General features: G+C 63.7%; 24 protein-coding genes. 4 read left to right on the top strand and 20 right to left on the bottom strand.

The annotated features are described in order from the left end of the window. Window positions 1-85: 85 nt before the first annotated feature. Complete coding sequence (locus BG60_RS24680) at window positions 86-1,510, top strand: aminotransferase-like domain-containing protein (RefSeq protein ID WP_008354069.1); 1,425 nt, start codon at window positions 86-88, stop codon at window positions 1,508-1,510. Here BG60_RS24680 and BG60_RS24675 read toward each other — a convergent pair. Together BG60_RS24675 and BG60_RS24670 are read right to left on the bottom strand one after the other, a co-directional pair. After that, window positions 1,507-2,337 (bottom strand): NAD(P)-dependent oxidoreductase, encoded by an 831-nt coding sequence (locus tag BG60_RS24675; RefSeq protein ID WP_008354070.1) that lies wholly within the window; start codon window positions 2,335-2,337, stop codon window positions 1,507-1,509. The two genes, BG60_RS24680 and BG60_RS24675, sit on opposite strands and share 4 nt — an antisense overlap. Window positions 2,338-2,464: 127 nt before the next feature. Next, window positions 2,465-3,916, bottom strand: coding sequence for an NAD-dependent succinate-semialdehyde dehydrogenase (locus BG60_RS24670; protein ID WP_008354071.1), 1,452 nt, complete (start codon window positions 3,914-3,916; stop codon window positions 2,465-2,467). Window positions 3,917-4,069: 153 nt separating this feature from the next. Between BG60_RS24670 and BG60_RS24665 the strand changes: the two genes are divergently transcribed. Further along, window positions 4,070-4,486, top strand: a complete 417-nt coding sequence (locus BG60_RS24665) for a MarR family winged helix-turn-helix transcriptional regulator (protein ID WP_008354073.1) — start codon at window positions 4,070-4,072, stop codon at window positions 4,484-4,486. Between the two features lie 58 nt (window positions 4,487-4,544). Here the strand turns inward: BG60_RS24665 and BG60_RS24660 are convergent, their stop codons facing one another. The 3 genes from BG60_RS24660 to BG60_RS24650 are packed head-to-tail and all read right to left on the bottom strand — an operon-like array spanning window position 4,545 to window position 6,589. After that, window positions 4,545-5,156, bottom strand: coding sequence for a hypothetical protein (locus BG60_RS24660; protein ID WP_008354074.1), 612 nt, complete (start codon window positions 5,154-5,156; stop codon window positions 4,545-4,547). 32 nt (window positions 5,157-5,188) lie between these two features. Then, window positions 5,189-5,962, bottom strand: coding sequence for a molybdopterin-dependent oxidoreductase (locus tag BG60_RS24655; protein ID WP_008354075.1), 774 nt, complete (start codon window positions 5,960-5,962; stop codon window positions 5,189-5,191). 3 nt (window positions 5,963-5,965) lie between these two features. Next, window positions 5,966-6,589 carry a cytochrome b/b6 domain-containing protein gene (locus tag BG60_RS24650; RefSeq protein ID WP_144403642.1) on the bottom strand — a complete coding sequence of 208 codons (624 nt, stop codon included), beginning with the start codon at window positions 6,587-6,589 and terminating at the stop codon, window positions 5,966-5,968. Window positions 6,590-6,704: 115 nt separating this feature from the next. On the opposite strand from BG60_RS24650, the gene BG60_RS24645 reads away from it, so the two are divergent. Both BG60_RS24645 and BG60_RS24640 read left to right on the top strand, forming a co-directional pair. Beyond that, window positions 6,705-7,376 carry a heavy metal response regulator transcription factor gene (locus BG60_RS24645; RefSeq protein ID WP_008354077.1) on the top strand — a complete coding sequence of 224 codons (672 nt, stop codon included), beginning with the start codon at window positions 6,705-6,707 and terminating at the stop codon, window positions 7,374-7,376. Beyond that, on the top strand, window positions 7,373-8,794 hold the full coding sequence (locus tag BG60_RS24640) for a heavy metal sensor histidine kinase (protein ID WP_008354078.1): 1,422 nt from the start codon (window positions 7,373-7,375) through the stop codon (window positions 8,792-8,794). The genes BG60_RS24645 and BG60_RS24640 overlap by 4 nt, the downstream gene beginning before the upstream one ends. Here the strand turns inward: BG60_RS24640 and BG60_RS24635 are convergent. The 15 genes from BG60_RS24635 to ltnD form a co-directional block, all read right to left on the bottom strand. Further along, window positions 8,745-9,671, bottom strand: a complete 927-nt coding sequence (locus BG60_RS24635) for a LysR substrate-binding domain-containing protein (protein WP_008354080.1) — start codon at window positions 9,669-9,671, stop codon at window positions 8,745-8,747. The genes BG60_RS24640 and BG60_RS24635 overlap by 50 nt on opposite strands. A gap of 84 nt (window positions 9,672-9,755) precedes the next feature. Beyond that, window positions 9,756-11,018, bottom strand: a complete 1,263-nt coding sequence (locus tag BG60_RS24630) for a cytosine permease (protein ID WP_008354081.1) — start codon at window positions 11,016-11,018, stop codon at window positions 9,756-9,758. 29 nt (window positions 11,019-11,047) lie between these two features. Beyond that, complete coding sequence (locus BG60_RS24625; RefSeq protein ID WP_008354082.1) at window positions 11,048-11,440, bottom strand: allophanate hydrolase-related protein; 393 nt, start codon at window positions 11,438-11,440, stop codon at window positions 11,048-11,050. A gap of 40 nt (window positions 11,441-11,480) precedes the next feature. Next, window positions 11,481-12,443 (bottom strand): carbamate kinase, encoded by a 963-nt coding sequence (gene arcC, locus BG60_RS24620; protein WP_033536053.1) that lies wholly within the window; start codon window positions 12,441-12,443, stop codon window positions 11,481-11,483. Further along, entirely contained in the window at window positions 12,440-13,867 is a 1,428-nt protein-coding gene (locus BG60_RS24615; RefSeq protein WP_008354084.1) for a YlbE family protein, read from the bottom strand. The genes arcC and BG60_RS24615 overlap by 4 nt, the downstream gene beginning before the upstream one ends. Window positions 13,868-13,882: 15 nt before the next feature. Continuing rightward, window positions 13,883-15,433, bottom strand: coding sequence for an acyl-CoA synthetase FdrA (fdrA, locus tag BG60_RS24610; RefSeq protein ID WP_008354085.1), 1,551 nt, complete (start codon window positions 15,431-15,433; stop codon window positions 13,883-13,885). A 60-nt stretch (window positions 15,434-15,493) separates the two neighbouring features. Further along, window positions 15,494-16,408 (bottom strand): oxamate carbamoyltransferase subunit AllH family protein, encoded by a 915-nt coding sequence (locus BG60_RS39100; RefSeq protein WP_051996622.1) that lies wholly within the window; start codon window positions 16,406-16,408, stop codon window positions 15,494-15,496. Between the two features lie 18 nt (window positions 16,409-16,426). Continuing rightward, complete coding sequence (locus BG60_RS24600; protein ID WP_008354087.1) at window positions 16,427-17,095, bottom strand: cysteine hydrolase family protein; 669 nt, start codon at window positions 17,093-17,095, stop codon at window positions 16,427-16,429. Window positions 17,096-17,477: 382 nt separating this feature from the next. Beyond that, window positions 17,478-19,244, bottom strand: coding sequence for an FAD-dependent oxidoreductase (locus BG60_RS24595; RefSeq protein WP_372492631.1), 1,767 nt, complete (start codon window positions 19,242-19,244; stop codon window positions 17,478-17,480). A 32-nt stretch (window positions 19,245-19,276) separates the two neighbouring features. Then, the gene (locus tag BG60_RS24590) at window positions 19,277-20,389 is read right to left on the bottom strand and encodes a DedA family protein/thiosulfate sulfurtransferase GlpE (RefSeq protein ID WP_008354090.1); all 1,113 of its coding nucleotides are present in this window, start codon (window positions 20,387-20,389) and stop codon (window positions 19,277-19,279) included. Window positions 20,390-20,663: 274 nt separating this feature from the next. Beyond that, the gene (denD, locus tag BG60_RS24585; RefSeq protein ID WP_008354091.1) at window positions 20,664-21,629 is read right to left on the bottom strand and encodes a D-erythronate dehydrogenase; all 966 of its coding nucleotides are present in this window, start codon (window positions 21,627-21,629) and stop codon (window positions 20,664-20,666) included. 16 nt (window positions 21,630-21,645) lie between these two features. Beyond that, on the bottom strand, window positions 21,646-22,434 hold the full coding sequence (gene otnI / locus BG60_RS24580; RefSeq protein WP_008354092.1) for a 2-oxo-tetronate isomerase: 789 nt from the start codon (window positions 22,432-22,434) through the stop codon (window positions 21,646-21,648). Between the two features lie 335 nt (window positions 22,435-22,769). Continuing rightward, window positions 22,770-23,411 (bottom strand): 3-oxo-tetronate 4-phosphate decarboxylase, encoded by a 642-nt coding sequence (otnC, locus tag BG60_RS24575; RefSeq protein ID WP_008354093.1) that lies wholly within the window; start codon window positions 23,409-23,411, stop codon window positions 22,770-22,772. Further along, window positions 23,411-24,688 carry a 3-oxo-tetronate kinase gene (gene otnK / locus BG60_RS24570; RefSeq protein WP_008354094.1) on the bottom strand — a complete coding sequence of 426 codons (1,278 nt, stop codon included), beginning with the start codon at window positions 24,686-24,688 and terminating at the stop codon, window positions 23,411-23,413. Before otnK ends, otnC begins: the two co-directional genes overlap by 1 nt. Then, entirely contained in the window at window positions 24,685-25,581 is an 897-nt protein-coding gene (ltnD, locus tag BG60_RS24565) for an L-threonate dehydrogenase (RefSeq protein WP_008354095.1), read from the bottom strand. Before ltnD ends, otnK begins: the two co-directional genes overlap by 4 nt. Window positions 25,582-25,583 lie beyond the last annotated feature (2 nt).

Below are 25,583 nucleotides of genomic sequence, written 5' to 3'. Positions count from 1 at the left end.
TCGGATGCGTTCGAATGGCAAGACGACACTGGCGAACAGCGAACTCGAACTGTTCACAGCAAATCACTGAACAGTTTCAGACATCATGAATGCACTTCCGCTTCACATCGACAGCGGCACCGGCGTGCCGCTGACCGAACAGATCGTCAGTCAGATCGAAGCGATGATCCGCTCGCGCCGCGTGCTCGCGGGCGCGAAGCTGCCGTCGATTCGTCAGCTTGCCGCCGAGCAGCGCATCAGCCGCTTTCCGGTGATCGAGGCTTACGACCGTCTCGCGTCGCGCGGGCTCATTCAGCCGAAGCACGGCTCCGGGTTCTATGTGGCGAATCACGTCGATGAACGCGACAGCAACGCGGGCAATTGCGATCCGCGTCTGGCCGAAGAGGAATCGAACCAGATCCTCCAGCAGTTCAACTATCCCGGCGAGACGCTGAAGTTGTCGAGCGGCTTCATTCCCGAGGCATGGCGCGATGTGGACGGCCTGACGCAGGCGATCCGTCAGGCGTCGCGCACCGACGTATCGAGCGTGATCGATTACGCGATTCCCCACGGCGACACCGATTTGCGTCAGCAAGTCACGATGCGGATCAACGCGCTCGGCATCGACGCCGATCTTCCCAACGTGATGATCACGAACGGCGCGAGCCAGGCGCTCGATCTCGTCGTGCGCTACATGCTGAAGCCGGGCGATACGGTCTTCGTCGAGGATCCCGGTTACTACAATCTCTTCGGGCTCCTGAAGCTGCAGGGCGTGCGGCTCGTCGGCGTGCCGCGGCTCGCGAACGGACCCGATATCGACGTCGCGGAAGAACTGCTGAAGCAGCATCAGCCGAAGCTCTTCTTCATCAACACCGTGTTCCAGAATCCGACTGCGACGAACGTCGCGCCGCAAGTCGCGTTCAAGCTGCTGCAACTCGCGACCCAGCACGGCTTTTCCATCGTCGAGGACGATATCTACGCCGACTTCCAGGCCGTGCCGACGCAACGGCTGGCATCGCTCGATCAGCTCGATCGCGTGATCTATGTGGGCGGCTTGTCGAAGACCTTGTCGTCGTCGCTGCGCATCGGCTATCTCGCGGCGAATCGCGAGCTCGTGAAGAATCTCGTCGACGTAAAGGTGCTGACGAGTCTCGGCGGCACGCGCTTCGCCGAAAGCGTCGCGGCGGGCCTGCTGGAGCGCGGCACGTATCGCAAGTATCTGGAGCGCTTGCGCAAGCGCGTGCGCGATTCGCTGTCGAGCGCGGTGCAAACGCTCGAAGGCTATGGATGGGACGTGTTCGACGAGCCGAGCGGCGGCAACTTCGTATGGGCGAAAGTGCCCGGCATCGACGATTCATCCGTGCTCGTCGACGAAGCCGTGAAGTTCGGCGTCACGCTCGCGCCGGGCAGCTATTACCGCCCGAACGGCGAGGCGTGTGCGTGGGTGCGCATCAATTCGGCCTATGCGGGCGACCGGCGCGCGGCGCGCTTCTTCGAGTACATGACGGAAACCGCGGCCGCGCGCGGTTAACGACGTTCGCTGAAGAAACGTTCGAGCGCGTCCGTCGCGTCCTTGTCTTTCGCAAGCCGCGCGTAAAGTCCGGCCGCGCCTTCGTAGATGCGATGCTCCGCGAACTCGTCGCCGACGAACTCCGCGATCTCTTCCATCTCCGCGACCCAGCGATAGGCCTTCGGCGGCATGCGCGGCACATTGCCCGCGAGCCACGCGGCAAGCGCGGGCTGGCTCGCCGCGAGTTCGCTGAGAAGCGCATCGCCCGCGCCGTTGCGCATCGCGGCGAGCGCCATCGCCGAGCCGAGCGCCGTCAGCCCTTTCGTGATGCCCGCATACGACATCTTGAGCGCGGATGCGGCGCCGTTCGGGCCGTCGAGCACCCGCACGACGAGACCGTGATCGGCGAGTAGCTGAGTGCGCTTCGCATGCGGTCCCGACATGTAGAACTTCGGCGCCGATGGCTGACCGATGATCGATGCATCGACGAACGGCGTGCGCGTCGGTTCGAGCGCGCGCTCGATCTGGCCGACGGTAGCGGGATTGATCGCATTGCAGTCGATGTAGACGGGCTGCGCGCTCGCGCGTTCGAACAGAGGAGCGAGGCGCTGCGCGGTATCGACAGCGACCGAGGGCGGCACGATCGACAGAATGAAGTCGCACGCCACGAGATCGTCGAGGCTTGCATCTTCCATGCTGGCTTCGCGCGCACGCGCTGCGCTCGCCGCGCTGCGTCCTTCGAGCGATGTCAGCACGCGCGCACCGCCTTGCGTGAAGGTACGGCCAATGGCCGATCCCATGCTGCCTGCGCCGAGAATTGCGATCGTGGGTTGTTTCGATTGCGTCACTTGCTGGCTCCTGTAGCTTTGTTCGATGACGATTCATACCGCGCTCATTCGTCATCCGAACTATCGGATCATCAAGGAAAGCGGCCCGTCGAAGGGCCGCCGTCCAACTAACCTACCGACTCGCGAATCAACGATGCTCCGTCACGAACTTCGTGACGAGATACGCTTCCATCGCTTCGCTGCCGCCTTCCGAGCCGTAGCCCGAATCCTTGACCCCGCCGAACGGCGTCTCCGGCAATGCGAGGCCGTGGTGATTGATCGAGAGCATGCCGCTTTCGATATCGTCCGACACCGCCGCTGACGTCGCCGCAGAGCTCGTGTAAGCGTAAGCGGCAAGCCCATAAGGCAGGCGATTGGCCTCGGCGATCACTTCGTCATACGACTTGAACGATGCGATCGGCGCGATCGGGCCAAACGGCTCTTCGGTCATGATGCGCGCGGAGAGCGGCACATCGGTCAGCACGGTCGGCGCGAAGAAGTAGCCTTCGCGGCCGATGCGCTCGCCGCCCGTCAACACCTTCGCGCCGTGCTCGCGCGCATCGGCGACGAGGCGTTCCATCGCTTCGAGGCGGCGGCCGTTCGCGAGCGGACCCATCTGAACGCCATCGTCGAGACCGTTGCCCACTTTCACCGCGCTCGCGGTGGCGACGAAGTGCTGCACGAACTCGTCATACGCGGATTCTTCGACGAGAAAGCGCGTCGGCGAGATGCAGACCTGACCCGCGTTGCGGAATTTCGCCGATGCGAGCATCTTCGCGGCGCGGGGGATGTCGGCGTCCTTGAACACGATGGCCGGCGCGTGGCCACCTAGTTCCATCGTCACGCGCTTCATGTGCTCGCCCGCGAGCGACGCAAGCAGCTTGCCGACCGGCGTCGAACCGGTGAACGAAATCTTGCGGATCGCGGGATGCGCGATCAGATACTTCGAGACATCGGCGGGCACACCGAAGACGAGATTCAGCACGCCGGCGGGCAGGCCCGCATCGGCATAAGCCTGCACGAGCGCCGCGCAGCTTGCGGGCGTTTCCTCGGGGCCTTTGAGCACGACCGAGCACCCCGACGCGAGCGCGGCCGATACCTTGCGCACCGCCTGATTGATAGGGAAATTCCACGGCGTGAACGCGGCGACCGGACCGACCGGCTCACGCGTCACGATCTGGCGCACGGCATCCGTTCGCGACGGAATCACGCGGCCATACGTGCGGCGCCCTTCTTCCGCGAACCATTCGATGATGTCCGCTGCCGACAGCGTTTCGATGCGCGCCTCGCCGAACGGCTTGCCCTGCTCCATCGTCATGATGGCGGCGATCTGTTCCGCACGCTCGCGAATGTTCTGCGCCGCGCGACGCATCAGCTTGCTGCGCTCGTAGGGCGAAACCTTGCGCCATTCCTTGAAACCGCGCGCGGCGGCGTCGGCGGCGAGCGAAAGCTCGGCTTCGCCCGCGAGCGCGAGACGGCCGATCTCCGCTTCGTTCGCCGGATTGATGACGGCCGTGTCGCGCGAACCGTCGCGCCACGCGCCGTCGATATAAAGCCGGGTATTCGGATAAGCGGGAAGGTCGGAACGAGTGTTGCTCATGCATGTCTCCTTGAGAGTGGCGTGGCCAATGTTGCTTGCGCCGGACCATATGACGCAGACGGCCATGGTATCGCGGCCACGTAAAATCTGCTGACGCGCGCTACGTTCAATCGATAGTTGCAGATCGAATTACATGACACGACGGTGACCCGTATGTTCGACCAATGCCTTTATTTCAACACCACCGCACTCGCGCGCGCACTCGAACGCGAATGGGCCAAAGCGTTCAAGCCGTTCGGACTCACGCCGTCGCAGGCGTTCATGTTGCGCGCGGTTGTCGAGCATCCCGGGCAGCTTCAAGGCACGCTTGCCGATGCACTCGCGATCACGCGCCCCACTGCCACGCGCACGCTCGACGGACTGGCGAAACTGGGGCTCGTCGAGCGCTGGTCCACTGAACGCGATGGCCGCGAATCCGCCATTCATCCGACCGATTCCGCGGTCGCGATGATGAAGCGCATCGGCGCGGTCAGCTCGGAGGTCACGCGGCGCATGAAGCGCAAGCTCGGCAACGCGCGTTTCGACGACACGGTGTCGAGCGTGAGGCATATACGCACGACGCTCGAATGACAAACGCCCGCGATCGATGATCGGCGGGCGCGTGCAGGGACTTTATCGAAGGTGACGCTTACATCGGCGGCGCGACGCCATCCTTCTCCACGACGATGCGTTGCGCCGCGAAGTCCGAACCAGCCGGAGTCGCGACGACGAACACTTTCTTTCCGGGCTTCAGGTCATCGTGCGTCGCGGGGGCGAACGTCACAACGGGCACGTTCTCCGGTACGGTCACCGAGTTCGCGCCGCCCTTGTACGAGAGCTTCAGATCGCGGCCGCTCGTGCCTTGCACGACCTGATCGACGTTCGCGTTGGTCATCGAGCTCTTCGGTCCGAGATCCCATTCATAGTGGCCTTCGCCTGTGCCGCGCGCGGCTTCCGGGAACACGAGTACCTCGGTCGCGGTGAGCTTGCCGTCGGTGCCGGTGGTCGCAGCCGTGCCGACGAACGAGCCCGGCTTGATGTCCTGCAGCTTGATGTTCTTCAGCGCGGTGACGGGCGTATCTGCCTTGACGGCGATCTTCACGGTGTCGCCGCTGCGTCGATGAACGGTCAGCGTATCGCCCGACAGCGACACGATATCGCCGCGAATGCGCGCGGGTTTCGCGGCGGGCGTCTGAGCAAGAGCCGCGGATGCGAGTGCGAGCGTCACGATGCTGACGCCAAGTTTGAGTCGAATCGACATGCAATCTCCTTCTGGTGATGAAAGCAAAGGCTTCAGGAACCGCCGAACCAGTTGTAGCCCTGGTTCTCCCAATAGCCGCCGGGATAATCGTTCGTCACAGTGATCGCGACGATGTGCTTCGGATTCTTGTAACCGAGCTTGGTCGGCATGCGCAGCTTCATCGGGAAGCCGTACTTCGCCGGCAAAATCTGGCCGTCGTAGGTGAGCGTGAGCAGCGTCTGCGCGTGCAGCGCGGTCGGCATGTCGATGCTCGTCGAGTAGTTGTCGGCGCAATGAAAGGCCACGTATTTCGCGCTCGTATCGGCGCCTGCACGCGCGAGGATTTGCGCGAATCGCACGCCGCCCCACTTGCCGATCGCACTCCAGCCTTCGATACAGATATGCCGTGTCACCTGGCTTTCCTGCGGCATCGCGTGCAGTTCGTCGAGCGTCCACGCACGCTTGCCCTTGACGAGGCCGCCTATCTCCAGCTTGTATGTCGATGGATCGACTTCGGGCACTTCATCGATGTCATAGAACGCGTTGAACGGAAACGGCCGCGTGATCATCGAGTCGGGATAAGTCGGCGCGAGCTGGTTCGGGTCAAATAGCAACGCCTGCATGTCGTCGTTGAAGGATGAAATGCGGCGCAGCATTGCGTTGACCGATTTGTCGTCGGTGATGTTGCAGCCCGACAGCATCGCGAGGCCGCCCAGCGAAAGAATGCGCTTGCCGAACAAACGGCGCGCCGGCGCCTTCAGTTCCTTCGCGGCATCCTTGATGATGAGTTCAGCGTCGGGTCTCGATTTGAATAGCTTGAGCGACATGTGTTAGCGACCTCGGATCATCAGCACGAGCGAGCGCGGCACGAGCGCGACCATCGCGACGTGCACGACGAAGAACGCCACGAGAAAACTCATGCCCAAGAAGTGCACGATGCGAGCGTTGTCGTAACCGCCCATCAACGTGCGAAGCAAGGGAAACTGCACCGATTTCCACACCGCGAGTCCCGACAGGATCACGATCGCGATGTCCACGATCACCGCGAGATACGCGAACTTCTGCACCGCGTTGTAATGCGTGAGATCGTCGTGACCGAGCTTGCCGCGTAGCGCGGCGAAGGCGTCGGTGAAAATGCTCTTGATGGAGAGCGGAAACATGCGGCGGCGCAGGCGTCCGGTGAAGAGATTCATCGCGACGTACACGATAAAATTCGCGACCAGCAGCCACATCGCCGCGAAATGCCATTGCAGCGCGCCGCCGAGCCAGCCGCCGAGCGTGATCGCGGACGAGAAGGTCAGCGATTTGAAAATCGGCGATGCGTTGTAGATCTGCCAGCCGCTCGTCACCATGATCAACACGGCGAACGCGTTGAGCCAGTGCGTGATGCGCAGCCATAACGGTTGGATTTGCACGTCGTCGAGCCTCGCGAGTCGTTGAGATTTCGAGGGCATGGTAGCGACGCGCCGCTGATCGATCGATGACCTCTCGATGACTTTTTTGTCATCTTTGCGAGCGTCGCGCGCGCTCTGGCTAGAATGTCGGCAATCCATCGAATGCAGTGCGAGCATGAGCATCCTCGTTATCGAAGACGACCGCAAGACAGGCGACTACCTGAAGAAAGGGCTCATCGAGTCCGGCTATCAGGTCGAGCTCGTTCGCAACGGTACGGACGGTCTGCACCAGGCGCTCGCGAATTCCTACGAACTGATCGTGCTCGACGTGATGCTGCCGGGCATCGACGGCTGGCAGGTGATGTCGGCCTTGCGCGCGAAACGTGACTTGCCTGTCATTTTTCTCACCGCACGCGATCACGTGACGGACCGCATTCACGGACTCGAACTCGGCGCGGACGATTATCTCGTCAAGCCCTTCTCTTTCACCGAACTCGTCTTGCGCATTCGCACGCTGCTCAGACGCGGCGTGATGCGCGAATCCGATACGTTCCAGATCGCGGATCTTCATGTGGATGTGCTGCGTCGCAAGGTGACGCGCAAGGGCATCGACATCGTGCTCACGAACAAGGAATTCGCGCTGCTGCATCTCTTTTGCAAGCATCAGGGCGAGGCGCTGTCGCGCACCCTGATCGCATCGGAAGTGTGGGACATGAACTTCGACAGCGACACCAATGTCGTCGACGTCGCGGTGAAGCGGCTGCGCGCGAAGATCGACAATCCATTCGATCTGAAGCTCATTCATACGGTGCGCAGCATCGGCTATTCGTTCGGGGAGAATCCTTGAACCGGCCATCGCGCTCGCTTGCGGTACGTATCGCGTTGTCGTTTGCGGTGATCGTGTGCATCGTCGTCGGCATGATCGGCGCATCGCTCTATCACGCGACGAATCGCGCGCTGTCCACGCGCGCGGATTACCAGCTGATCGCGCGCGTCGAGCATTTCCGCTCGCTTCTGCACGATCTCTACACGATCAAGGAAATCGAAGCGCGACCTCGGCTCTTCGAAACGATGCTAGGCGATCGTCAGGACGTCATCCTCTTTCGACGCGCGGGCTCGGGGCCTTTCATCTACGTCAATCCGGAGAAGATGCCGTTGCCGCCGCTCGATGTCGTGCCTGTGACGCGCGCCATCGGACTCGATGACCTGTACGAAGGCTCGCGCGCGGACGGCGTGCGGATGCGCTGGGTCGGCGCGCAGGCGCGCATCGGCGAGAACGGCGAGGTCGTCGAGATCATCGCCGCGCATGTGATGACGCAGGAAGCGATCGTGTTGTCGGCGTATCTGAAGCGCGTATGGATCAACGTGATCGGCGCGGTGCTCGTGACGTTGCTGCTCGCTTACTGGGTCACGAGCCGCGGACTCATGCCGCTCAAACTGATGGCCGATAAAGCCGCCGAAATCACGCCGAACCGATTGTCCGCGCGGCTCGACGTCGCCCATGCGCCCGCCGAATTGCAAAGCCTCGCGGCGTCGTTCAATGCGATGCTCGACCGGCTCGAACACGGCTACGAGCGTCTGGTGCAGTTCTCCGCCGATCTCGCGCATGAACTGCGCACGCCGATCGGCGTGTTGGTCGGTCAAACGCAGGTCACGCTCGCGCACGAGCGCAGCGTCGCGGAGTATCGCAGCGTGCTCGAATCGAATCTGGAAGAACTGGAGCGCCTCGCGCGCATCGCGCAGAACATTCTCTTTCTCGCGCAGGCGGATCATGAGCAGCAACAGATCGAACGGGAGCGGCTCGATATCCGCGAAGCGCTCGAGACGATCGGCGCTTACTTCGAAGGCATCGCCGATGAACGCCGCATCACGTTCGATATCCAGGCCGAAGGCGAAATGCTTGCGAATGCAATCATGTGCCGCAGGGCGATCGGCAATGTCGTCGTGAATGCGGTGCGTTATGCGACGGCGGGCACCGTGGTCCGGCTGCGCGGTTACGCGGATGAACAAGGCGCGAGCATCGTCGTGGGCAATCGCGGCGCGCACATCGAGAAGGAAGAGCTCGCGAAGCTGTTCGACCGCTTTTATCGCGGCGACGCGGCGCGCAGCGAGTTCACGGAATCGAGTGGACTCGGCTTGTCGATCGTTCAGGCGATCATGCGGCTGCATGGCGGCGTCGCATCCGCCGAATCCACGCCGGACGGGTGGATCGAATTCACCTTGCGCTTCCCTGCTGCGGAGCATCGCCGCACAACCACGCCCTGAATTCCGGTCGCATCAGATAGTCGACGCACCATGCCCGCACCTTGCCGACGCCATCCGAACGATGCGCGAGGAAGAGCCGCGTCGCGTGCTTCTGCTCCTGAATCGACTTACTGACGAGCCCGGCGTCGCCGAATGCCGCGCGGATATGCGTGGGCACATAGCCGATCGCGACATTGCGCGCGATGATTCTCACGGCCATCGAAAAGTCGGGAACGAAGATCGGCTTCTGCCCTTCCAGAAGCCACGCATGCATCGGATCGAAATCGATCGACGTGTCCTTGATGCAGACCGCCGGATACTTCCGCAACTCCGCGCTTTGCAGGATATGCGGCGCATCCGCGAGCGGATGATCGGCGCCCACGAGAAAGTCCCACGCGAGATGGCCGAGCGCGACGCTCGTGATGCCGTCGGTCTTCGGCACGAAATGCGGCGCGCCGACGACGATATCCGCCTTGCTTGCATAGAGCGCGTCCCAGCAGCCGTTGTACACCTCCTGCTGGATCGTGACGCGCGTCGTCGGATACGCATCTTCCAGATCGCACAAGAACTGGATGATCGCGTCGCGCGGCACGATGTTGTTGACGGCCACGGTGAGCTCGGGCTCGATGCCCCCCTGAACGATGGCGAGATTGCATTTGAGCGCCTGCAGATCGTCGAGAATCGCCTTGCTGTGCGCGATGAAGTATTCGCCCGCCTCGGTGAGCCGGATATAGCAACCGCGGCGCTCGAACAGCTTCGCGCCGAACGATTCCTCGAGCTTCCTGACGGTGTAACTGATCGCCGACGGAACCTTGTTCAGCCGTTCCGCGGCCGCCGTGATGCTTTGATACTGCGCAACCAACCGGACTATCCGAATGCTTTCGTCCGAAGTGAACATCGAGCCTGCTTCCACATGAGTATTTGTCCTGCCACATGAGCGAAGCGCGCGATGAACACCGTGCGCTTCGCTCACATCGTTGCGTCAGTGCCCGCTGGGCTTGACAGTGCCGCTCGCCTGCGCGAACCGGCTCAGGATCATGTAGCCGATGCACGCAACGAGAATCGAATCGAGTGAGGGAATCGACGTGACCGTGAACATGCCGTTCACCGTCGCGAAACCCGTGAGCGATCCGAGAATCCACGCGACGAAGGTCATGATCTTGATCTGCGGTTCGCGCGCTGGCGCGGCAGCATCATACCCGTTGCGCCGATACATCACGAAGTCCGCGATATAGATGCCCGCGACGGGGGGCGTCGCGATGCCGAGGAACAGCAGGAACGGAATGAACCACGACATGATGTTCATGCTGCCGACGATCGCCGCCAGCACGCCGAGCGCAACCGTGATCTGCCACTTCGGAAAGCGCGTGATGAGCGTCGATGTGACGAGCGTGCCCTGGAACATGTTGCCCGCGTTGCCCGTGACCGTCGCGAAGATCAGCAGCAAGGCGGCCGGCAAGGTCGCGCCGAACACGGCCATCGCGGTGAGCAGCGAGCTCTTGCCCGTGAGCACGCTCGGCGTCGCGCCCGCCCAGTACAGCAGCGGATAGGCGATCAGGAACGTGAGCAGCGCGCCGCCGACCGCGTGTTTGCGGTTATGCGTGAAGCTGCCGAAGTCGGGCAAGGTCGCGACCAGCACGATGATCGTGCCGACGACCGTCGATACCGCGACGCCCATCGGCATGCCGGCGATCGCATCGACGGCAGGCGCCTGGCCATTGAGCGCGACGCGCACGATATAGCACATCATCAACGCGATGACCGGCACGGCGAACTGCGCCACCTTGCCGAGCACTTCGAAGCCGAACGCGGTGGACGCGACGAAGATCACGCAGCCGATCGCGACGAGCAGCGGCGCGGGCACGTTCACGCCATGTTGCGCGAGCAGGTCGGCGACCGAGTGGCCGAACATGTTGGCCGTCACCGCGATCCATCCGAACAGGCTGACCGCGAGCAGCACGTTGATGGCGATCGCGCCTTTCTCGCCGAACGGATACTTCACGATGCCGTAGGTCGGCAGCCGTGCTTTCTCGCCGACCGAGATCGTGATCGACGCGAGAATCGCGAGGATCAGGCTGCCGATCCCGACGACCTTGATCAGATCGCCGTTCGACATCTGATTGCCGAGACTCGACGACGACAGCAACACCGGCGTGACGGCGATGCCGAGCAGGATCATCGCGATGCGATAGCCCGGCGCAGTGCCGGGCGAAGCGCTGACCCGGCTCTCTTTCGATTGACTCATGACAGTTCCTTTGCTGATGCCGATTCCATTCAGGGCGTGTAGTGGTGGCCGGTGTATTCGCGCCATCCGCCGGATGCCGTGATCTCCTTCTGTCCTTCGACGAGCCACGGTTCGGCGAGGACGCCGAGCACTTCGCTGCCGTCCGCGAGCACGACCTTGCCGATCGAAAGACCCGCCGGTTCGCTGAGCAAGAGCGCGCCGAGATTGGCCATCGGCAATTCCCAGACTTCCAGCGATACGGCCACGCCGCCGCTCTTCACGCGCAACATGCCGGGATGACGATCGTTGATGGTCCAGATGCGATAGCACGCGTCCGTGCGATCCTCGCGCACGAATTCGCCCTTCGCCGCCAGCATGTTGTGGTTCAGCCCGAGGCCGCGCATCAGCGTGCCGTTCACGGCGAGCAGTATCTTGTCGTTCATGTGTGTCCTTCTCCTTGTTGATGTCGGGGGCGTATGCGCGTTACGGCGTGATCCACGTACCCGTGCGCCGTTCGAGCGCGGGCCTGATCGCCGCCGGACTCGTGATGAGCCCTTCGCCCGCGTGGCCGTCCGGTTCGATGTGCGACACGAAGCGCAGAATCGCCTCCACTTTCGGCAGCATGCTGCCCGCGCCGAACTGACCCTGCGCGATCAGCTCGCGCGCTTCGCTCACGCTCATCGTGTCGAGCCAGCGCTGCTCGGGCGTGCCGAAGTTCACCGCGACCTGTTCGACGCCGGTCGGGATCAGCAGCAGATCCGCTTTCAGTTGCTGGGCGAGCAGCGCCGATGCGAGGTCCTTGTCGATGACCGCCTCGACGCCGGACAGCTTGCCGTTCTTGCGCACCACCGGAATGCCGCCGCCGCCGCACGCGATCACCACGCAGCCTTGCGCGAGCAGGCTCGCGATGACATCGCGCTCGATGATTTCAAGCGGCTCCGGCGACGGCACCGTGCGCCGCCAGCCGCGTCCCGCGTCTTCCATCAAGGTCCAGCCGAGCTCTTCCTGACGCTTCTTCGCGGTCGCTTCGTCGAAGAACGCGCCGACCGGCTTGGCCGGCTTCTCGAACGCGGGATCGTCGGCGCTGACGCGCGTCTGCGTCACGAGCGCAACGACGCGCCGTTCGATGCCGCGACGGTGCAGCTCGTTGGTCAGCGCCTTCTGGAACATGTAGCCGATCGCGCCTTGCGTATCGCCCACCGCGTAGTCGAGCGGCACGGGCGCGACTTCCTGAGACGCGAGCTCGGAACGCCGCAAGATGAAGCCGACTTGCGGCCCGTTGCCGTGCGTGAGCACGACGTTCCATCCCGCCGCGATCATGTCGGCGATATGTGTCGCGCTCTCCGTCACCGCTTCGTATTGATCGGGAATGCTCAGATGACGATCGTCGCGAATCAGCGCGTTGCCGCCCACGGCGACGACTGCCAGAGGTTTTCGAACTGTCATGATGCTTGTCCGCTGTGTTGTTTGACGGTCTCGGCGAGCGCGCGAATGGCTTCGACGAAGCACTCCATCGGCGCGGTCGTGATGCCTGCGCCGATCTGCCCGACGCCTGCTTGCTTGTGAGCGATGCCCGTATTGATGACGGGCAGGATGCCGCGGTCGGCCACCTTGCGCGCATCGATGCCCGCGGCGGTCGGCGCGAAGTTGAGCGCGGGCAGCGTGAACGCCGGATTGCCGCCGAGCGTGATGGCCTGCATGCGGCGGCTGTTCGCGGTCGCATCGGCGGGCGTGCCGCCGACGAACTTCACGATCGCGGGCGACGACGCCATCGCGAAACCGCCCACGCCGGCCGTTTCGGTGATCGCGCTGTCGCCGAGATCGGCGGCTGCGTCATCGACGCCATAGCCCGGAAAGAACAGGCCCTCGACCGGATTCGCCTTCGCCTGGAACCAGCGGTCGCCGGTGCCCGACAGACGGATGCCGAAGTTCACGCCGTTGCGCGCCATCACCGAGGCCATCGAGCTGAAAGGCACGTTGGCGCACGCGTCCATCATGGCCTTGCACGCGGCCATCGAGATGTTGAGGAAGAAGTGATCGTTGGCGATGATCGCCGCGCTCGCTTCGCGAATCTGCGCGAGCGGCAGTTGCGTGCCGAGCAGCGCGGGCACGATGCGCTTGATGAAGAGGCCCGTCGCCGCGCTGTTGCGGTTGTGGACTTCATCGCCCATATGCAGCGCCTGCGCCATCAGCGGCTTCAGCTCGATCTCGCCGGACACCGCGAGCGCGGCCTTCAGCGCGGGCGCGAGCGTCGCTTTCATCCAGCGCAGACGGTCGAGCACTTCCGTGCTGTTCGCGCCGAAGCGCAGCACCTTGCCGAGACCTTCGTTCAGATTGCTGTACGTGCGATGCCCGTTCGCCTTGTTCTCGACGACGAAAAGCGGCATCGACGGACTGATGATGCCCGCCATCGGACCGACGGCCTGATGGTGGTGACACGGTTCGAGATCGACCTTGCCGTCGAGAATCAGGCGTTCGGCGGCGGCGTGATCGGCGGCCCAGCCTTCGAGCATCACCGCGCCGATGATCGCGCCCTTCACCGGCCCGCACATGTTCTCCCACGCGATCGGCGGACCGGAGTGGAGAATCAGCTTGCGCATGCTCATCGCGCTGATTGCTTCGGATGCCGTAGCGATGTCTTTCAACACCGGCTGCGCTTCGAGATAACGCGCGAATGCAATGTCGTTCGCCTGCTCGACGAGCGGATGACGCATCAGCCACGCGAGATCGAGGCCCGCGGCGACATCGCCGAGAGCGGGCGGCTGCCAGTTGACGTGACTGACTTCGCCGCCCGCGAGACGCAGGTTGTCGGCGAAGCTCGTGAGCCCGCAGTTCACCACTTTCAGTGGCTGACCAAACAATCGGTTCATTCTTTTTGCTCCTTTTTACGCGTGGCGTCGCGCCTGCAGACGCGCGACGCGGCTCGCCCACAACGCGGCCTCGGCGTTGCATCCGGCGACGAGAACGCCTGCCTCGCGCAATGCGTCGATCTGACGGCTTCTGACTTGCGGATCGGATTCCGTGCCGCACACATGCGCGATCAACAGCGGCGCGTTTTCGCGCGGCAATTGCGCCAGCAATGCGATGAGCCCTTGCGCCGGTTCGTCCGCCGCGCCGTAACCGAGCACGAGATCGAACAGCACGACGGCAGTTGCGGGATCGAGCATCTCGGCGCGCACGCGTTCGTCGCGCAGGGTCGGGTCGATCATCGGATGCGGACGGCCGCGCGTGAAATCGTCGTCGCCCATGTCGACGATCGTGTGGCCCTCGCTTTTCCAGATATCCGCGAGCTTCGCGTTGCCTTTCACCGGCGTGTTCGAACTCGCCATGAAACCTTCCGCTTTGCAGAGCAGTTGGCTCTCGTAGCAGAACGTGCCGCCCGCGAACACGCCGCGAATGAACTTGCGGCCCGCGCCGAGCGTTTCGCTCCGCTTGACGAGCGTCGCTTCGTCGTTGGCTTCCACGCGCGCGACGCTCGCCGGCAGCGGCGCGCCGTTCAGCAACGCGACGGCGAACTGCGCGGCATCGGCGAGCGTGTGCGCGGGCGTGAGGCCCGGTGCGCGCATCTCGTCTTCGGAAGCGCCGAGAAAATTCACGACGACGGGCTTGCCCGCCTTGCGCGCGCTCTCCAGAATGCGCTCCGCGACCGCGCGTGCGGGCGGCTTGGAGATCAGCACGATCACGCGCGTGTCGGGATCTTCGGCGAGCGCGTCGAGGCCGAATTGCATCGAAATGCCGCCGATGTCCTCATGCAGATCGTGTCCGCCCGTGCCGAGCGCCTGCGAAATGCCCGCGCCGAGCTGGTCGATACGGCAGGTGACTTCCTGCAGCCCCGTGCCCGATGCGCCCACGACGCCGATGCCGCCGCGCCGCACCACGTTGGCGAAGCCGAGCGGCATGCCGTTGACGATGGCCGTGCCGCAGTCGGGGCCCATGACGATGAGGCGCTTTTCGCGCGCGAGCGTCTTGATGGCCTTTTCGTGCGCCATGCTGACGTTGTCGCTGAAGAGCATGACGTTCATGCCGAGCTGCAGCGCCTTGATGGCTTCGGCGGCCGCGTAATCGCCCGGCACCGAGATGAGCGCGAGGTTCGACGCGGGTTCGTCGTCGCAGACCATCGCGAGACTGGTGGCCTTGAGCGCTTCGCGCGTCTGCGTGTCGGATGTCGACACGCGCGCGCTCAGGCGTTCGCGAGCGAGACTGAGCGCTTCTTCGCAAGCGGCTTCGTCGCCGCGCACCGCGATGACGAGATCGTTCGGGCTTGCTTTCACGTCGTCGCCGAGTCCGGCGTCGGCGAGCTGCACGAGATTGGCCGGCGTCCCCATGACGACGGACGCCTGCTCGACGCCCGGCAGCTTGCCGATATGCGCCGAAATCTGCATCAGGGAAACCGAATCCTGATACAGATTTTTGAATATTTCGATTTTGATGGCCATTGCACCTCTCCGTTCTTTAAATGCGATTCGCGGTTTCTTGAAAACTGAATCGCAAATGCTTCAAGCCGATTCCGGGAATAATGATTTCGCTTCGCGCATTCGAATCGTTTCTCGCCATGCGCGCATGCCGTGCAAAATGCCGCCGAGACAATCCACGCCGGACGACGCGCCCCAGCGCATCACGGCATCGGCGGCATGTTCGATATCCGCGCTTTCGTCCGCCGCCGATGCAATCGCGATAAATCGATCGACCGGTTCGTTGAAATGTCCGTCGAGCGCGAGTTGCAGGTAATGGCGGCTGATATCGTTCGTGCGATGCAGATTCGCAGGCAGCTCGGTCGACAAGACATGCCGATGCACGTCGATTTGCGGATCGCCGAGCGCGGCCCAAATCGCCGCGAGATAGCCGAGCAGATAATCGTCGCCGTCGGGCGTGAGACCGCCGCCGAGGCCGACGAGCGCGTGAACCGTGGCAGCGAGCGTGGCGGGGTCATCGTATGGACTCAGCCTGACGGCGCGCGCGTGCGCCGGCCAGCCCGGCAGCCACTGCAGCGCGCCTGCCACGGCGTGCCGCGCGCAGTGCGCCGCAAGCCGCGCCGCGACGCGCTCATGCCGCGCCGACAACGCATCCGGCGACATCCGCACGCCGGTTCCGCTTTGCAGAGCGGGCTGCCAGCACGCCGCGCCGGTCAGATCGGCCTGCCACGTCGCGCCGGTCAGACGGCCATTGGAAAACGCGACGCGCTCGCCAGGCCGCGCATGGTCGCGCCAGTCCCAACCCGGCGGCGCGCTCACGCGCGCGCCGCACGACAGGTTCTCGCACGCGGCATCGACGAGCGTGAACCAGTCGCCCGTCTGCGCGACGAGATTGAGCGCGTGCCTGAAACTGCTGTGCACCGCGAAATCCCCGGTGCGCGACAAGCCCGGCCGCGCCAGATAGCCGATGCTCAGGCCGCGTAGCGTGATCGGACTCATTCGCGGGCTCAGCGCGCCTTAGCCGCGCAGCGCTTCGATGACCGCGCCTGCGTCGCTGACCCAGCCGAAGATCGCGCCTTGCGCCTTGATCATCTCGAGCGCGTACTTCTGGAACTCGGGGAAGTACGAACCGACGCAATCCTGCGGCACGATGCATTCGAAGCCGCGATCGTTGGCCTCGCGCACGGTCGTCGTCACGCACACTTCGGTCGTCACGCCGCACACGATCAGCGTGCGGGTATCGTGATTCTTCAGGATGAGATGCAGGTCGGTTTCATAGAACGCGCCCTTGCCCGGCTTGTCGATGACCGGCTCGCCCGCGACCGGATACAGTTCCGGAATCAGGTCGTGGCCCTTCTCCCCACGCACGAGAATGCGGCCCATCGGACCGTCGGAGCCGATGAAAGTCTTGCCGCCGCGCGTGAGTTTGGCCGGCGGGCAATCCGTCAGGTCGGCGCGATGGCCTTCCCGCGTATGAATGACGAGCATGCCGGCGTCGCGCGCCGCGGCCAGCACGCGCTTGCACGGTTCGATCGCGGTGCGCACGAACGACACGTCGTTGCCCAGCGCTTCGCCGAATCCGCCGGGTTCGACGAAATCGCGTTGCATGTCGATCATGACGAGCGCCGTGTGTTTCGGCTCGAAAGCCAGATCGAAAGGTTCGGCGCGGAAATGTTTTTGCGTCACGGCATACTCCTCTTCTTCGTTGAATTAAATGGATCGGTTCGATTGGTTTAAGCACACGAACTCATAAGGAATTCGAAATAATTGAATTCTCCGTTCGCGCGATTATTCGATTCTTAATGCCACTGAAAATCAGTGCGGTTCAAATTCGACAGAACTTCGAACTGATTATAGGCAGCGCGAATTGGAACACGATGAAATGATTGAACGCCGAGGATCAAATTTCTCGAAGCTCAATAATGAGCGCCCAGAGCGTCAATACTGGCGCGGCTTTAGACAGTCTTTTGCAACTGAGTCGGAATGTCGCGTGAGTCGCGTGATATTCGAAAATAAAAACGGCCACTGTCGAGTGGCCGTTTTTATCGTCCGGAGCGTGATGCGCGTTTTACGCCACGGGCACGCTCAAAGCTTCGCGCTTCGCGAGCAAGCCGTGAATCTGCGCGACGACCGCAGCGCCTTCGCCGACCGCCGCCGCGACGCGTTTCGTCGAACTCGAGCGCACGTCGCCGATAGCGAACACGCCCGGCACGCTGGTTTCCAGCGCCATGACGCCTTCCGTGCGCCCTTCGTGGGCCTCCGGTCCAGTCAGCACGAAGCCTTTCCCGTCGACGTTCACGTTGCAGTTGCGCAACCAGTCGGTATTCGGGTCCGCGCCGGTGAAGAGGAACAGATGCCGCGACTCGATCGTGAGCGGCCCATCCGGCGACTTGCAATTGACCGCGGTGAGCGCGCGGCCGTCGCCGTCGAGCGAGGTGATCTGCGTATGCGTTCGCACCGTGACGTTCGGCAGCGAGCCGATGCGCTCGACCAGATAGTGCGACATGCTCGACGACAGCCCCGCGCCGCGAATCAGCACATGGACGTGCTTCGCATGCGTCGCGAGATAGACGACGGCCTGTCCCGCCGAATTGCCGCCGCCGACGAGCACGACTTCCGCGTTCTTGCAGAGCTTCGCCTCGACCGGCGACGCCCAGTAATACGTGCCGTGCCCTTCATACCGATCGAGCCCCGCGATGTCCGGCCGCCGATACGCCGCACCCGAAGCGATCACGACCGTCTGCGTCGTCACGCGCGTGCCGTTCTGTAGTTCGATCTGGATCGGATTGCAGTCGCAATGCAGCGCCTTGATCTTCGTCGGAATCGCGATATGCGCGCCGAACTTCTGCGCCTGCACGAACGCGCGCCCGGCGAGCGCCTGACCCGAGATGCCGGTCGGAAAGCCGAGATAGTTCTCGATGCGCGAGCTCGCGCCCGCCTGCCCGCCCGGCGCGCGGCAATCGAACACCGCGACCGACAGACCTTCCGACGCCGCGTACACCGCCGTCGCGAGACCGGCCGGACCCGCGCCGACGACGGCGACATCGTAGACATGCGCGGGATCGAACTCCGGCAGCCAGCCGAGCTGCGTCGCGACCTGATTTTCATCGGGCGCGCGCAACACGGTGCCGTCCGGGCAGATGACGAGCGGGAAATCGGCCGTCGATGCCGAAATGCGTTCGAGCAGCGAGATCGCATCGGGGTCGGTGCAGGCGTCGATCACCGTGTGCGGATAACCATTCCGGCGCAGGAAGCCTTGCAGCGACACGAGACGGCCGTCGTCGGACGGGCCGAGCAGCACCGGTCCGCTGCCCTTTTCGATGAGGCCGACGCGCCGCAGGATCAGCGCGCGCATGATGCGCTCGCCCAGTTCCGCTTCGGCGACGAGCAGCGCCCGCAGACGCTCCGGCGGAATCACGATGCCATCCACTTCGCCGACCGCCATGCCGTCGACGAGACACGGCTTGCCCGAGAGTTGCGCCACTTCCGCGAGAAAATGCCCCTCGCCGTGCTCGCGCACGATGTGCTCGATGCCGAGCGCATCGCGCCGCGTCACGCGCACCGCGCCCTTCAGGACGATCACCATGCCGCGCCCGGTTTCGCCGACGCGGAAAATCCACTCGCCCGCGCGATAGTGCGCCGGCGTGCCGAAGCGGCTCATGCGCTCGATCTCGTTATCGGTCAGGCGCGGGAACATCTGGTGCACGCGGCTTTCGAGCGGCGAGAAGGGCGCGTTGTCGTCGCTCGTCGAGGATGCGGCGGCGGGCGTCGGCACCACGTTCGGATTCGGACTCTCCATCGGCTCGCGCGCGCTCCATGCGACGACATTCGGCATGTCCTGAGAGGACTCGTTGAACGGCGTGGTACTCATGCGCGATCTCCGTGTGGAAAACCAGCTTCATGCAGGGATGCGGTGCCCGCGGGCGATGCCGACGCCGATCCCGATACCGACGACTTGACGGGCCACGGGCACATCGCCGCCATTTCCGCGACTTCCTCGGGCGACGACGCCGCGAGCTCGCCGAACTCGGTCAGCGTCGCGACGTGAAAACCGGCGAGCCGCCACGCGTCGAGCCCGCCCGTGAGCGGCACGACGTCGCGAAAACCCGCGTTACGCATGGTCTTCGCCATCCACGCAGCCGACACTTCGTTCGGACACGAGCAATAGATGACGACCTTGCGCGACTTGTCGTAGCTCTCGATGATCTTCGCGAGATCGCGTTCGTCGGCGAACATCGAGCCGGGAATCGCTTCGGGATCGAGCATGCGTTTTTCGGGCGAACGGATGTCGAAGATTACGGGCAGCGGCTCGTCGTTCATGAGCGCATACAGCTCGTCCACGCTGATGCGCGCTTTTTCCAGCGTCGCCATGAGCGCGCGGCGGCGCCACCAGCGGTACGTGACGTAGATCGCGAGCAGCACCGCGACGACCGCCACCGCCTGCCGCCCGAGCTGCGAGATCATCGCGAAGACCATCTCCAACTGCGCCGCGAAGATGACGCCGACCGTCAGCCCGACCGCGCCCCACAGCGCGATGCCCGCGCCGTCGTGCGCGATGAAGCTGCGCAGCTTCACGCCCATCGCGCCCGCGAGCGGCACGGAGACGAGCGAAAGACCGGGGATGAACTTCGCGACGAGCAGGATGCGTACGCCCCAGCGCCCGAAGAAGCGTTCGGTCTTCTTCACGCAGGTATCGCGCGAAAGCGAGAGCTTGCAGATGGTCTTGAGCGTTTTGTCGCCATACTTGCGCCCGCCCTGGAACCAGACGAGATCGCCGAGCACGCCGCCCGCCACCGCGACGCACAGCACGCCCACGAGCGGCGGCCAGAATGCGCCGCCGTCGACCGCCATCAGCGCGATGGATGCGCCGACGACGATCATCGTCGGCATGGCGGGCACGGGCAGCCCGAGCGCCGAGCCCATCACGTTGACGAACACGATCGCCGGGCCGAATCGATCGACTAGCTGATGCAACAACATGGGAATCTCCCGCGCGGGAATGGTCTGTTCACGGGACGACGGGACGCGCGCCGCGAACGGCGCTGCGAAGGCGCACGGAGCACGTTAGGCACGCAAGGCACGAAAGCGAAAGAGATACGAGCGCTTGCGGCCGCTCGTGGTTCAACGCGATACGCGCGGCGCCGGGCCGACGTTCGTCACATTTAAGAGATAAGTGTAGCCCGGAAACGCGATCGTAAGCATGACAGGCGCGCGGGACGCGGGCATCGCGCGCGCGATGCCCGGAGAGTGGGATTCAGGCGAGGTCGTCGGCGATATAGGCGCGGATCACGTCGGCGAAATTTTTATCGCCCGACAGGCCGAGTTGCTCCGCGCGCGCCGTATTCCACGCGCCCGGCCAGCTGCACACGATCTTCTCGATGCGTTCGTCGCGCTGCCAGTCGATGCGCTGCACGACTTCGTCGCCCGCCACTTCGCGCAGCGCCGCGACCATCTCGTTCACGCTGACCGACAGCCCCGGCAGATTGATGACTGGCCGCAAGCCGAGCTTTTCGCGCTCGATTTCGCAGCCGGCGATCAGCGCCTCGACCGCGCTTTTCGGCGACAGCAGCCACAGACGCGTTTCGCCATCGACGGGACACGTCGAACGCTCGCCGTTCAGCGGCTCGCGGATGATGCCGCTCGCGAACGACGACGCCGCCGCGTTGGGCTTGCCGGGGCGCACGCTGATCGTCGGCAGGCGCAGCACGCGGCCATCGACGAAACCGCGCCGCGCGTAATCGGAGAGCAGCAGCTCGGCGATCGCCTTTTGCGTTCCGTACGACGATTGCGGATTCAGCGCGGTGTCGTCCTGCACGACGTCGGGCAGCGCGCCGCCGTACACCGCGACCGAACTCGTGAACACGACGCGCGGCTTGTGGCCCGCCGCGCGGCACACTTCGAGCAGCGCGCGCGACGCGTCGAGGTTGATCTTCATGCCGAGATCGAAATCCGCTTCGGCCTGGCCGCTCACGATCGCAGCGAGATGGAAGATGGCTTCCGTCCCCGTGTCGACGTGGCGTTGCAGCACCGCCGGGTCGGAAATGTCGCCGGTTTCGGCGCGCACGCGTTTGTCGTTCAGCAGGCTGTCGTCTTGCGGACGCGCTACGTCGAGCAGCACCAGTTCCGTGATCGGCTTGCCATTGAGCTCGTTGCGCGCGAGCAGCCGCTTTGCGAGTCGCTGACCGATGAAGCCCGCGCCGCCCGTGATGAGTATCTTCATGTGGTCGCTTCCGTTTTTACAGATAAGGTTTGAGCCAGCCGAGACCTTCCGACGTGCCGGCCTTCGGTTTGTATTCGCAGCCGATGAAGCCCTCGTAGCCAAGCGAATCGATCAGTTCGAAGAGATACGGATAGTTCAATTCGCCGATGCCCGGTTCGTGGCGCTCCGGCACGCCCGCAATCTGGATATGGCCGATGCCCGCATTCGGGCGCTTCATGTCGCGCTTAAGCTTCATCGCGATGTCGCCTTCCACGATCTGGCAGTGATAGATGTCGAATTGCACCTTTAAATTCGGCGCATTGATCTCATCGCAGATTTGCTGTGCTTCGTCTTGGCGGTTCAGGAAGAAACCGGGTATGTCGCGGGTGTTGATCGGCTCGATCACGATCGTTATGCCCGCTTTCTGCGCTTCTTTTGCCGCGTATTCGAGGTTCTTCAGATACACCGCGCGATGTTGCTCTCTGTTCTGATCTTTTGCGATCAGGCCGGCCATGACGTGCAGTTTCTCGTTGCCCAGCACGGCGGTGTATTCGAGTCCCTTTGCGACGCTCTGCTTGAACTCTTCCTCGCGGCCCGGTAACGAGGCGATGCCGCGTTCGCCCTTCGCCCAGTCGCCCGGCGGGGCGTTGAACAACGCCTGCGTCAAGCCATTGTCCGTTAAGCGCTGCTTGATTTCGTTCGCTTCAAAGTCGTAAGGGAACAGGAATTCCACCGCCTTGAAACCATCCTTCGCCGCTGCGGCGAAGCGGTCCAGGAAAGCGTGCTCGGGGTACATCATCGTCAGGTTTGCTGCGAATCTTGGCATTTGCTTGTGCTCCGTCTGTTCCGGTTTCGAATGCGCCTGCTTCCATGGAATCCTGTGTTCGAGTCGGTCTATTGGCGTTGCCCCTGTGCGGGGCGGCACTTACTTTCTTTGCTGCTGCAAAGAAAGTAAGCAAAGAAAGCAGCTTTTCAGGCCCGCGGTCACACGCAATTTGGGTAGTACTCTCGTCCACCGTGGCACTCGCCTAAAGAGTGTCCCTCATAGGCCCCATCGGGCCTGGCTCGCGCACGGTCCGACCAGCTAGTCCGTTTCGCGCGCTGGTTCAGCACGAAATGGCTCCAGCCCGCTTCGCGGCCGATCGGTCAGTCGGCTCTGTGTTACCAGCGCGCGCCGAACGTCTTCTTCAATTCCTCTATCGCTTCTTCCGCCAACGGCTCCGGGCGCGGCATCGTCGATAGATACAGCCGCGCCGTCTCCTCCAACTCCTCCAACGCATAGCTCGCGTGCGACACAGACTTCTCCCACACCACCGGCCCCAACCGCTCCAGCAACACCGCCGTCACCCGCGACGCCAACGCCGCCACTTCCTCCGCCACCGACTCGTCGCCCGGTCGGCGGTACGCTATCAGCGGAACATGGCCCACCTTCATCACGTAGTACGGCGTGATCGGCGGCAATACATCGTCGTTCTTCCACACGCCCGCCAACGTCAGCGCCACCAGATGCGTCGAATGCGTATGCACCACGCCGCGCGCGTTCGCATCGTTTTCGTAGATCCGGCGATGCAGCGCCAACGTCTTCGACGGACGTCCGCCCGATACGTGATTGCCTCGCGCATCCACCTTCGCAATATCGTTCGGATCGAGGCGGCCCAAGCACGCATCCGTCGGCGTGATCAACCAGCCATCGTCGAGCCGCGCGCTGATGTTGCCCGCGCTGCCCACCGTATATCGGCGCTCGTACAGGCTTCTGCCCGTCACGCAGATCTCTTCGCGAATAGCGTTCTCGTTCGATGCCATCACAGTGCCTTCAACGCCTTTTCAAAGAAATCGGTCGTGCCGAAATTGCCGGACTTGAGCGCCAGGCCCAGCGCCCCGCTTCCATCCGCGCCGATCGATTGCGTCGCCGGCACGCCCGGATCGATCTGCGGCCCGATGCGCAACGAACGCACGTCCAGCGCCTGCACCACCGCGCCCGACGTTTCGCCGCCCGCCACGACGAATTTGGCGCAGCCGTCATCGCGCAATGTCCGCGCTATCGACGCAAGCGCGTCTTCCACCAGATGCCCCGCCTTCTCGACGCCCAGTTCCTTCTGCACCGCCTTCACTTCTTCCGGCGATGACGTCGCGTAAATCAGCACCGGCTCGTCATGCTGGCGCGCGAATTCGACGGCGCTCTGCACGACCGGCTCGCCGCGCGACAACGCCATCGGATCGACGCGAAACGCCGGCTTCGATTCGCGCCAGTGCGCAACCTGCGCGTTCGTCGCCTTCGATGCACTCCCCGCCAGCACCACCGCTTTGCCCTCGATCGTCGGCAAATCGGCGGCGTGCTCCGCGTGCGCCAGCAGATTCGCCGCGCGGAAATTCTGCGGCAATCCAAGCGCGATGCCCGAGCCGCCCGTAATCAGCTTCAGATCGCGGCATGCGTCGCCGAGCACGTACAAGTCCGCGTCCGAAACGGCATCCGCGATCGCGAGGCGCACGCCGTCCTTCTTCAATTCATCGATGCGCGCGCGGATCGCGTCCGCCCCCTTCGCAATCGTGTCGTAACGAATGAGCCCGACCTTCGATTTCGTCTGACGCTGCAAGACGCGCACGAGGTTCGGGTCGGTCATCGGCGTGAGCGGATGATTCTCCATGCCCGATTCGTTCAGCAACACATCGCCGACGAACAGGTTGCCGCGAAAAATCGTGCGCCCATTCTCGGGAAACGCCGGGCACGCAATCGTGAAATTGTCCTTCAGCGCGTCGAGCAACGCGTCCGCGACCGGGCCGATGTTGCCCTTGTCGGTCGAATCGAACGTCGAGCAATACTTGAAGAAGAACTGGCGGCAGCCCTGCGCACGCAGCCATTCGAGCGCATCGAGCGACCGGCGCATGGCGTCGTCGGCGGGAATCGTGCGCGACTTCAGCGCGACGACGATCGCGTCCGCCTCGATCCGCGCGCTCGCTTCCGGCACGCCGATGGTCTGCACCGTGCGCATGCCGCCGCGCACGAGCATGTTGGCGAGATCGGTCGCGCCGGTGAAATCGTCGGCGATACAGCCGAGTAGTGCCTGCGCCGCTTGCGTCATTGCTTCGCTCCCTTCGGAATGTCGATGCCCGGAAAAATCTTGATGACCGCGGAATCGTCCTCGCCGCCGTGTCCGGCCGTGGACGCCATCATGAACATCTGATGCGCCGCCGCCGACAGCGGCAACGGAAATTTCGACGTGCGCGCCGTGTCGAGCACGAGGCCCAAGTCCTTAACGAAAATATCGACGGCGGAAAGCGGTGTGTAATCGCCCGAAAGAATGTGCGGCACGCGATTCTCGAACATCCACGAATTGCCCGCGCTGTGGGTGATGACGTCGTAAAGCGCATCCGGATCGACGCCTTCGCGCAGGCCGAGCGCCATCGCTTCGGCCGCCGCCGCGATATGCACGCCCGCCAGCAACTGATTGATGATCTTCACCTTCGAGCCCGCGCCGTGGGCGTCGCCGAGCCGATAGACCTTGCCCGCGATCGCGTCGAGTACGTCCTCGCAGGCGGCGTAGGCGTCGGCGGGGCCGGAGGTCATCATCGTCATTTCGCCGGAGCTGGCTTTCGCCGCGCCGCCGGACAAGGGCGCGTCGAGCATGTGCACGCCCTTCTCGCCGATGCGCTTGCCGAGATCGGCGGCGAATTGCGGCGATACCGTCGCGCACGCGAGCACGACGCCGCCGGGTTTCATCGCTTCGACCGCGCCGGTTTCGCCGAACAGCACGGCTTCGGTCTGCGCCGCATTGACGACGACCGTCAGCACGACCGCGCACTTGCCGCCCAACTCGGCCGGCGACGCGCACGCGATGCCGCCTTCGGCCGCGAACGCATCGAGCACCGGCTGGCGCACGTCGCACGCATGCACGGCGAAGCCCGCCCGCAGCAACGAGCGCGCGACGCCCATGCCCATTGCGCCCAAACCGATCACTCCGACGTTTCGTGTCATCG

Origin of the sequence: Caballeronia zhejiangensis, assembly GCF_000698575.1 — a bacterium.
Classification (GTDB): Bacteria; Pseudomonadota; Gammaproteobacteria; order Burkholderiales; family Burkholderiaceae; genus Caballeronia; species Caballeronia zhejiangensis.
The sequence above is the reverse complement of the archived record's forward strand: the minus strand, read 5'-3'. Positions and strand labels throughout refer to the sequence as shown.